This is a genomic window from Rhizobacter sp. P3_B12 (assembly GCF_056402895.1).
Genome location: NZ_JBFUGN010000230.1, coordinates 1 through 7,496 on the forward strand (window position 1 = coordinate 1; position 7,496 = coordinate 7,496).

Consider the following 7,496-nt stretch of genomic DNA (forward strand, 5'->3'; position numbering starts at 1 on the left):
TGCGGCCCGACGGGTAGGTGATGCTGGTCAGGCGGCCGAGCGTGTAGCCGTAGCGGGTGGTGCTGACGATGGTCGCGCTGTTCGCCCCGGTGGCTGGACTCACCGACTGCACCGCCTCGGTGACCCGCCCCCGCGGGTCGTACTTGAAGCGCGACCAGCCGTTCGGGTGATCGCTGCGGCTGAGTCGGCCGACGCTGTACGCGTAGTCCGGCCCCTTCAGGCTGTAGGTCCAGCTGACCGCTAAGCTGGGCTGGCCGCTCTGGCTGTAGACCAGTTGCGTCAACCGATCGGCTCCGTCATAGGAGTACGTTTCCAGCACGCCGCGGCTATCGGTACGCGTCGTCAGGTTGCCAATCTCGTTGTAGGTCTGGCTGGCCGTGCCGGTGTCCGGGCTGATCAGCTGGATCGCGTTGCCGAAGCCGTCGCGCGGGTACTGCGTGACGAGGTTCCTCGGGTCGGTGACCTTGGTGGTTCGATCTCCGCCGTCGTACTCGAAGCTCGTCTTGCCGCTCTTCGGATCGGTGTGGTCCTTCACCCGGTACAGCGGGTCGTAGCTGAGCTTGGTCTCCAGGTTCAGGCCTCCTGGATCTCGGATGATCTTGGTGCGGTTGCCCTGAGCGTCGTATTCGTACGCCGTCACCGGGGCCGGCGAGACCGGCGGCGGTGGCAGCCCTTGCGCTCGCACGATGGCCGCGACGAACAGGACGGTGGCGCCGATCAACGGCTTCATCGTGGTTCTCATGCTCACTCCCCCCGCCCCGTGTTGCGCTGCGCGCGGCCCAGCGCGTCCATCACACGCGCCACGTTCCGCTTCAAGCTGCCGGTCGGGTCCTTGACCGTCAGGTCGGTCGAGTTGCCGGCGGTGTCGAGCGCGTACTCGATGCGGTTGCCGCTGTCGTCCGCCACCGCCTTCTGCCGGTGGGCGTCGTCGTACTCGTAGGCGATCCAGCTGCCGTCGTGCTGGGTCACCCGGGTGAGCTGGCCGACCGGGTCGTAGGTGTACGTGGTCGTCTCACCGCCCGTCGTCGTGGTCAGCAAGTGCTGACGCAGGTCGTAGGTGTTCACGGTGACCACGCCATCGGAGTCGGTGCTCTGCAGCACCTGGCCGGCCTTGTTGTAGCGCTCATAGGTGATCGTTTCGCTGGCACCATTGGTGGTCGACTGCAGGTCGCCCTTCGTGTGATCAGCGTTCGTGTCGGCAAAGTAGGTGGAGCTCGTCGTCACCGTGACGCTGCCTCGTGTACTCCTGGTCGTCAGCACCTGCCCGGACTCGTTGTAGGTCCAGGTGGACAAGCGCGTGATGGCACCGGCCTGCAGCGTGGCCCCGAACCCGAGGTGGCCATCCGCATCGGGCGTCGCCTGCACCGCCTGCTTGCACAGCACCGCGATCGGCTTGCCGTCCGGCAACAGCGCCGTCCCCGGCTCGCAGCTCGCGAGGGCATTGCCGTTGAACGGATCGGGCTGGCCGTTGTAGACGTTGGTCGTGATCTGCCCCGGCTCGGCCAGCCTCGTCTGCAGCGGCCAATCCGGGTGCCATTCGGTGCTCGTCTTGCGGCTCAGCGCGGGCAGGCTCGCGCTGGCTTGCACCACCGCCTCGCAGCTCTGCGCCTGCGCCAAGCCTTCCACCGCCGTCAGCACCAACCCACGCTGCAGGTCGTTCGAGAAGCAGCTCCTGGTGCCGTTGAAATCGTCGCGCCGGCTCAGGTTGCCGCTTGCATCGAACGCCTGGCTGCTTGTGCTCGCCGAGCACCCCGCGCCGGCCGGCTGGCTGCGCCCGGTGAGATACGGCTTGCCGTTGATCTCGGTGGTGCTGATCTCGCTCACGGCCCCCTCGGGCCCGGTCACGCTCAGGCCTGTGGGAGCCACCCAGTTGTGATCGCGCCAGATCACGTTGAGCGAGGCATCGTAGGTCTGGGTGATGCGCCAGCTTGGCGCCGTCACGTAGCTGGCGCTGTGGCGGTACGCACCGCCGGCCCATTGCGTGTCGATCGCGCGTCCCTCGGCGTCGTAGCCGTAGGTGGCCAGGCGAGCTGCGCCCTCATCGACGATGCCGGTCACCGCCCACGGCAGGTCGCCGCGCTCGTACAGGTACTGCCGGGTCTTGCCGTCCGGCGTGGTGATGCCGCTCAGGTTGCCCGCGGCATCGAACGCGATGAGGGTGGTGCCGGCATCGCTCGTGATCTGGCGGATGCGCGGCACGCCCGCGCCCGCGGGCTGCTCGTACTGGAACTGCACGCCGCGCCCGTTGTGGTCCGTCACCGTGAGCAGCAGGTCCGCCTGCGGCGCGATGCTCGCCGGCGTGCTCGCGTCGCTATAGGTGTAGGTCAGGCGATTGCCATCGATGGCGGCCACGCTCAGTAAGCGGCCGGCGCTGTCGTAGGTCTCTTCGGTGCGGGCGGCCATGTCGAGGTAGCGCCAGCCGTCCGCGATCGGCAGCAGCCGGTCGGTGATGTCGGCATCGGGCGTGTAGTTGCCCGCGGCATCGCGCCGGAAGCTGATCCAGCTGCCGTCCCCGCGCGAGACCTGCAGGCCGCGCACCACGTTGCCGGAGTCGAGCTGCAGGGCAGCGCGCTTGTGCAGGTTGGTGGACCACAGCCGGCCGAACGAGGGCGAGGCGAGCGCCGAGAAAAGCAGCCGGCCATCGTTGCTTGGCTGGTTCGCGCGGGTGTCGTACACGGCCATCAGTCGCCGGCCGCCGATCGGGGCCATGCCCAGGTCTTCCGTCAGGCCCTTGGCACCGGTGATCGGGTAGATCGGCTTGCCTTGCCTCAGCACAGGCGCGCAGCTGCGCGGGGTGCCGTGGTAGCGGTCGATCAACGCGGCACTGTCGGTCTCGAAGGTGCCGCCCAGGATGTTCTCCTCGCGGTACACGCCGCTGGGCGGCCAGTGCGACTCCACGACCTGCTTCATTCGAAACGTCCTGGCGATCGGGTCATCGTCCAGATACGTGCAGGTGCGCATCGTGTACTGGTCGGGCGACGAGATAGCGTTTGAACAGACGGTTCCGTTCCACTGCGACAGCCGCTGGACCAGGTCGGCCACGGCCGCGGGAACCGATGCGAACCAGGGCTCGAAGGCGGTGGTGTAGTGCGCCCGATACCGCGGGACGCTCTGTGGCGGTGCCGCGAGGCTCTGGCCGGCTGCCTGCGCGAGCAGCAGCGTCAGTACCGTGCAGCGCGCATGGCGCGACGCAACTCCGCAGCGCACTGCGGCTCTCTTGCTCTTCACAGGCAACTCCTCCTCGGTCGACGGGTACGTGCCGCGTCGCTTGTTCTCTTGAGGAACTGCTTCTTGAGTGACTGCTCAAGCGCGCGGCCGGCGGATTACACGCGAAAGCCGGGGAGGCAACAAGACGTGTCCGGCATCGAAGGCAGCACCGGGGCGCGCAGTTGACAGTTGTTTGCCTTTGCGTGCTTACAGYCAGCCGCCGAAAATCGTGACTTCTTGCCGTCGAATTTTCAGACGCCTCAACCGGGACCGTGACATCGATCACTAGACTTGTACGACAAGTGGACGCCATTCCACACCAACAAGGGAATTCGAATGCACGCATGGAAGAGTCTGCTGGCGATCGTCGCCAGCCTGGTGGCGCTTGCGCCGGCACAAGGCCAGATCCGCATCGGCCAGACCGCCGGCTTCACCGGCCCGGTCGCAGYCGGGGTGCGCGACATGACGGCCGGCGCCGCCCTCTACTTCGACACGATCAATGCCCGCGGCGGCATCGACGGCCAGCGCCTCGAGCTGGTGTCGCTCGACGACCAGTTCCAGCCGCCGCTCGCCGCGAAGAACGCGAAGACGCTGGCGGCCGATCCGAAGGTGGTCGCGCTGTTCCTCAGCCGTGGCACGCCGCAGACGCAGGCGATGCTGCCGGTGCTGGAGCAGTCGAAGATCGCGCTGGTCGCGCCGCTCACCGGCGCCGCCGTGCTGCGCAAGCCTGTGCAGCCCTATGTGTTCAACGTGCGCGCCTCGTCGTCGCGCGAAGCCCAGCGCGCGATCGAGCACCTGATGAGCGTCGGCGTGAGCCGCATCGCCGTCGTGTACCCGGAGGATTCGTCGGGGCTCGATGCGATGGCCGGTGCGCGCGCCGGCTTCGAGGCCGGCCACATCACGCCGGTGTTCGCCGGCCAGTTCAACCAGCAGAAGCCCGAGTTCGGGCCGACGGTCGATGCGCTGAAGAAGGTCGAGCCGCAGGCGATCCTGTTCGTCGGCTCGGCGCAGGCCGTGGCCGGCGGCACCGCGCTGATCCGCGCGGCAGGGCTGCAGTCGCAGATCGTCACGCTGTCGAACAACGCCTCGAAGGGCTTCATCGACCTGATGGCGTCCAACGCGCACGGCACGATCATCGCGCAGGTGTTCCCGAACGAGCGGGCCATTGCGTCGCCGCTGATCAAGGAGGTGCTCGAGTTCGCGAAGGCAGCGCACGTGGAGAACATCACACCAGCGCTCGTCGAGGGTTTTGCCGACGCGAAGGTGCTGGTCGAGGCGATCCGCCGCGCCGGCCGTGCGCCGAACCGCACGTCGGTGCTGACGGCGCTGAATGGCATGTCGGCCTACGACCTCGGCGGCATGCGCATCAACTACAGCCCGGCCGACCACACCGGGCTCGATTTCGTCGACCTGTCGATCGTCGACGCGAGCGGGYGGCTGCGCCGCTGACGCGGTCTGCTCAGCGCCGCAGGATCATCTCGCCTTCATACGGCACGAAGCCGAGCGCGCGGTACAGCGGCGCGCCGTCACTCGACGCCGCCAGGTTGAACACGCGGATGCCTCGCGCATCGCACGAGGCCATCACCCGCTCGAGCAAGGTGCGGGCAAGGCCCTGGCGGCGGTGCGCCGTCTCGGTGAACACGTTGACGAGGCGCGCCCGGGTGCCACTGGGCTCGCCGCGTATCGGCCCCCAGTCGAGCAGCACGGCGCCGGCCCCGGCGATCGGCTGGCCGGCCAGCTCGGCGACGAAGCCGACATAGGTGCCACGCTCGATGCGCGGCGCAAGCCAATGGACATAGGCATCGATGTCGGATTGCGGCTCGCCGCGGTGGTAGCGGTGCGCTGCGATCCGGGCTGCATCGCCAGGACGGGTCTCCCGGATCGTCCAGCTTCGTTCAGGGGCGGTCATGCAGTGGCCTTCTTCGTGGCAGGCTTCGGGCGGCACACACGCGCCGCGATCTTCAGGAACTCCCGGGCGGCCGGTGAGGCCTGCCGCAAGCTGCGCACCGCCAGGCCGATCTGCCGGCGGGCGACCGGCCGCAGCGGTCGCGCCACGATGCCCGGGTAGTGCGTCTCGAGCCGCTCGGGCAGGGCGTGCTCGGCGACGATGGAAACGCCTTCGCCGCGGTCGACCATCGACAGGATCGTGATCATCTGCGAGACGCGGTAGCGGATGTCGGGGTGCAGGCCCAGCGCGCTGAATCGGCTCTCGACCAGCGAGGAGCTGCCTGCCTGCGTCAGGATGAAGGGCAGGCCGATCAGATCGGCCGGCGCGATGCTGCGCGCCTTCGACAGCGGATGGGCCGCGGGCACCAGCGCCATCAGCTCGTCGACCAGCAGCGGCGTGGTATCGAAGCGCTCGTCGGGCAGCACCACGAAGCCGACGTCGACGCGGCCTTCGAGGATCCAGCGCGCCACCGCGCTGTCTTCGCCTTCGTCGACGTAGACCTCGATGCCCGGAAAGCCGCTGCGGAACGCGGCCAGGATGCCGGGCAGCAGCCGCACCGACGAGGTCGGCCCGAACGAGCCGATGCGCAGCACGCCCTGGCTCAGCCCGCCCACCGCGGCGGCTTCCTGCTTCAGGGCCTCGGCCAGGTTCAGGATTTCGCGGGCGCGCAGCAGCACCTGCTGGCCGATCTCGGTCGGCTTCAGCGCCGTCGGATGCCGCGAGATCAGCGAGACGCGCAGTTCGTTCTCGAGCGCCTTCAGCGCATGCGAGGCGGCCGACTGGCCGATCCCGAGGCGCGAGGCCGCGGCGGTGAAGCCGCCGAGCTCGGCGACGAGCGCGAAGATTTCCAGTTGGGTGAACGTCATGGGAGCGTCATGAGAGGGTCGTGGTCGGCCGTGCGCAAGGTATGAGCGTTCGCTCATTTGACCATGACATCCCATGAAACCTAGCATTCGGCGCCGAACCACGATCCACCGCCTCCATGACCGCCACCATCGCCGCTTCGCCCCCGTGGGGCCAACCGAACCTCGGCATCGTCTACGCCAAGCTCGTGATGGTTGCGCTGTTCTGGGGCGGCACCTTCATCGCCGGCAAGGAACTCGCGCAGGCGATGCCGCCGGCCGTGGCGGCCGTGTTGCGCTTCGGCGTCGCGGTGTTGCTGTTGCTGCCGCTGGCCTGGCGTTCGGCCGGGGGCCTGACGCGGCTGAGCTGGCGCCAATGCGTGGCCACCGCGGGCCTCGGGCTCACCGGCATCTTTCTCTACAGCCTGTGCTTCTTCTCGGCGCTGGCGCGCATGCCGGCCGGCCGCACCGCGCTGTTCGTCGCGCTGAACCCGGTCGTGACGGCGGTGGCTGCCAGCCTCGTGTTCCGCGAGCGCCTGCGGCCGCTGCAGTGGTGGGGCATCGCGTTGGCGCTGACCGGCGCCGTCGTCGTGATCACGCGCGGCAGCCCGTTGGCGGCGTTGCACGACATCAGCCGATCGATCGGCAACGGCGAGCTGCTGATGTTCGGCGCGGTGCTGAGCTGGGCCGCCTACACGGTGATCGGCCGCATCGCGTTCGCCGGGCTGAGCCCGCTGGTCGCGACGACCTGGGCCGCGCTGTGGGGCCTGTCGTTCCTGCTGCTCGGATCGGCCGGTGAACTGGCCGATGTCGCATGGCGGCAGGTGGCGTGGCCCGTCTGGGCGGCCGTCGTCTACCTCGGCGCATTCGGCACGGTGCTCGGCTTCGTCTGGTATGGCGAAGGCGTGAAGGCCATCGGCCCGTCGCGCACGGTGGTGTTCAACAACCTGGTGCCGGTGTTCGGCGTCGCGCTCGCGGCGCTGCTGCTCGGCGAATCCATCACCGCGTCGATGGTGATCGGCGGTACGCTCAGCGTGCTCGGCGTGATGCTGACCAACCGCAGGCCGTGACGCGGCAGAGAAACAGGAGATCGAATCGTGCAGGAACTCATCGCCCTCGTGGGCATCGTCGCCGCGCTGTCCGTCGGCGTCGTCAGCCCGGGGCCCAGTTTCGTGATGGTGGCGCGCATGTCCGTCGCCGGCTCGCGCTCGCAGGGCGTCGCGGCGGCCCTCGGCATGGGCCTCGGCGGCATGGCGTTCGCCACGATGGCCTTGCTCGGGCTGCAGACCGTGCTGATGGCGGTGCCCACGCTGTATTTCGCGCTGAAGCTCGGCGGCGGGCTCTACCTCTGCTACCTCGGCTTCCTGATCTTCCGGGGCGCGCGCGAACCGCTGACGCTGCAGTCCGGCGGCGCGGACGAGCCCCGGCAGTTCGGGCGCTCGCTGTGGCGCGGGCTGGCCACCCAGCTCAGCAACCCGAAGACGGCGATCGTCTACGGC

Annotated in this window: 6 protein-coding genes and 1 pseudogene; 3 read left to right on the forward strand and 4 right to left on the reverse strand. The window is 68.7% G+C overall.

Annotation, left to right across the window (positions count from 1 at the left end):
• Together AC1D01_RS14295 and AC1D01_RS14300 are read right to left on the reverse strand one after the other, a co-directional pair.
• A pseudogene (locus AC1D01_RS14295) lies at nucleotides 1–730 on the reverse strand (RHS repeat domain-containing protein); the annotation flags it as partial.
• A 14-nt stretch (nucleotides 731–744) separates the two neighbouring features.
• Nucleotides 745–3,228 carry an RHS repeat domain-containing protein gene (locus AC1D01_RS14300; protein WP_477867272.1) on the reverse strand — a complete coding sequence of 828 codons (2,484 nt, stop codon included), beginning with the start codon at nucleotides 3,226–3,228 and terminating at the stop codon, nucleotides 745–747.
• Between the two features lie 315 nt (nucleotides 3,229–3,543).
• Here AC1D01_RS14300 and AC1D01_RS14305 point away from each other — a divergent pair, with 315 nt between their 5' ends.
• A complete protein-coding gene (locus AC1D01_RS14305; RefSeq protein WP_477867274.1) occupies nucleotides 3,544–4,656 on the forward strand; it encodes an ABC transporter substrate-binding protein in 1,113 nt (370 codons plus the stop codon).
• Between the two features lie 10 nt (nucleotides 4,657–4,666).
• On the opposite strand, the gene AC1D01_RS14310 is transcribed toward AC1D01_RS14305, so the two are convergent.
• Both AC1D01_RS14310 and AC1D01_RS14315 read right to left on the reverse strand, forming a co-directional pair.
• Nucleotides 4,667–5,116, reverse strand: coding sequence for a GNAT family N-acetyltransferase (locus AC1D01_RS14310; RefSeq protein WP_477867276.1), 450 nt, complete (start codon nucleotides 5,114–5,116; stop codon nucleotides 4,667–4,669).
• Nucleotides 5,113–6,021, reverse strand: a complete 909-nt coding sequence (locus AC1D01_RS14315; RefSeq protein ID WP_477867278.1) for a LysR family transcriptional regulator — start codon at nucleotides 6,019–6,021, stop codon at nucleotides 5,113–5,115. The genes AC1D01_RS14310 and AC1D01_RS14315 overlap by 4 nt, the downstream gene beginning before the upstream one ends.
• Before the next feature lie 116 nt (nucleotides 6,022–6,137).
• Here AC1D01_RS14315 and AC1D01_RS14320 point away from each other — a divergent pair, with 116 nt between their 5' ends.
• Together AC1D01_RS14320 and AC1D01_RS14325 are read left to right on the forward strand one after the other, a co-directional pair.
• Nucleotides 6,138–7,067: a DMT family transporter gene (locus AC1D01_RS14320; RefSeq protein WP_477867280.1), complete on the forward strand. Its 930-nt coding sequence runs from the start codon at nucleotides 6,138–6,140 to the stop codon at nucleotides 7,065–7,067.
• Between the two features lie 27 nt (nucleotides 7,068–7,094).
• On the forward strand, nucleotides 7,095–7,496 hold a 402-nt coding region (locus AC1D01_RS14325; protein WP_477867282.1), incomplete at its 3' end, for a LysE family translocator.

Excerpts from the sequence above, each read along its gene's own strand:
- AC1D01_RS14315 (WP_477867278.1), bottom strand. The coding sequence starts at position 6,021 with ATGACGTTCACCCAACTGGAAATCTTCGCGCTCGTCGCCGAGCTCGGC.
- AC1D01_RS14310 (WP_477867276.1), bottom strand. The coding sequence starts at position 5,116 with ATGACCGCCCCTGAACGAAGCTGGACGATCCGGGAGACCCGTCCTGGC.
- AC1D01_RS14320 (WP_477867280.1), top strand. The coding sequence starts at position 6,138 with ATGACCGCCACCATCGCCGCTTCGCCCCCGTGGGGCCAACCGAACCTC.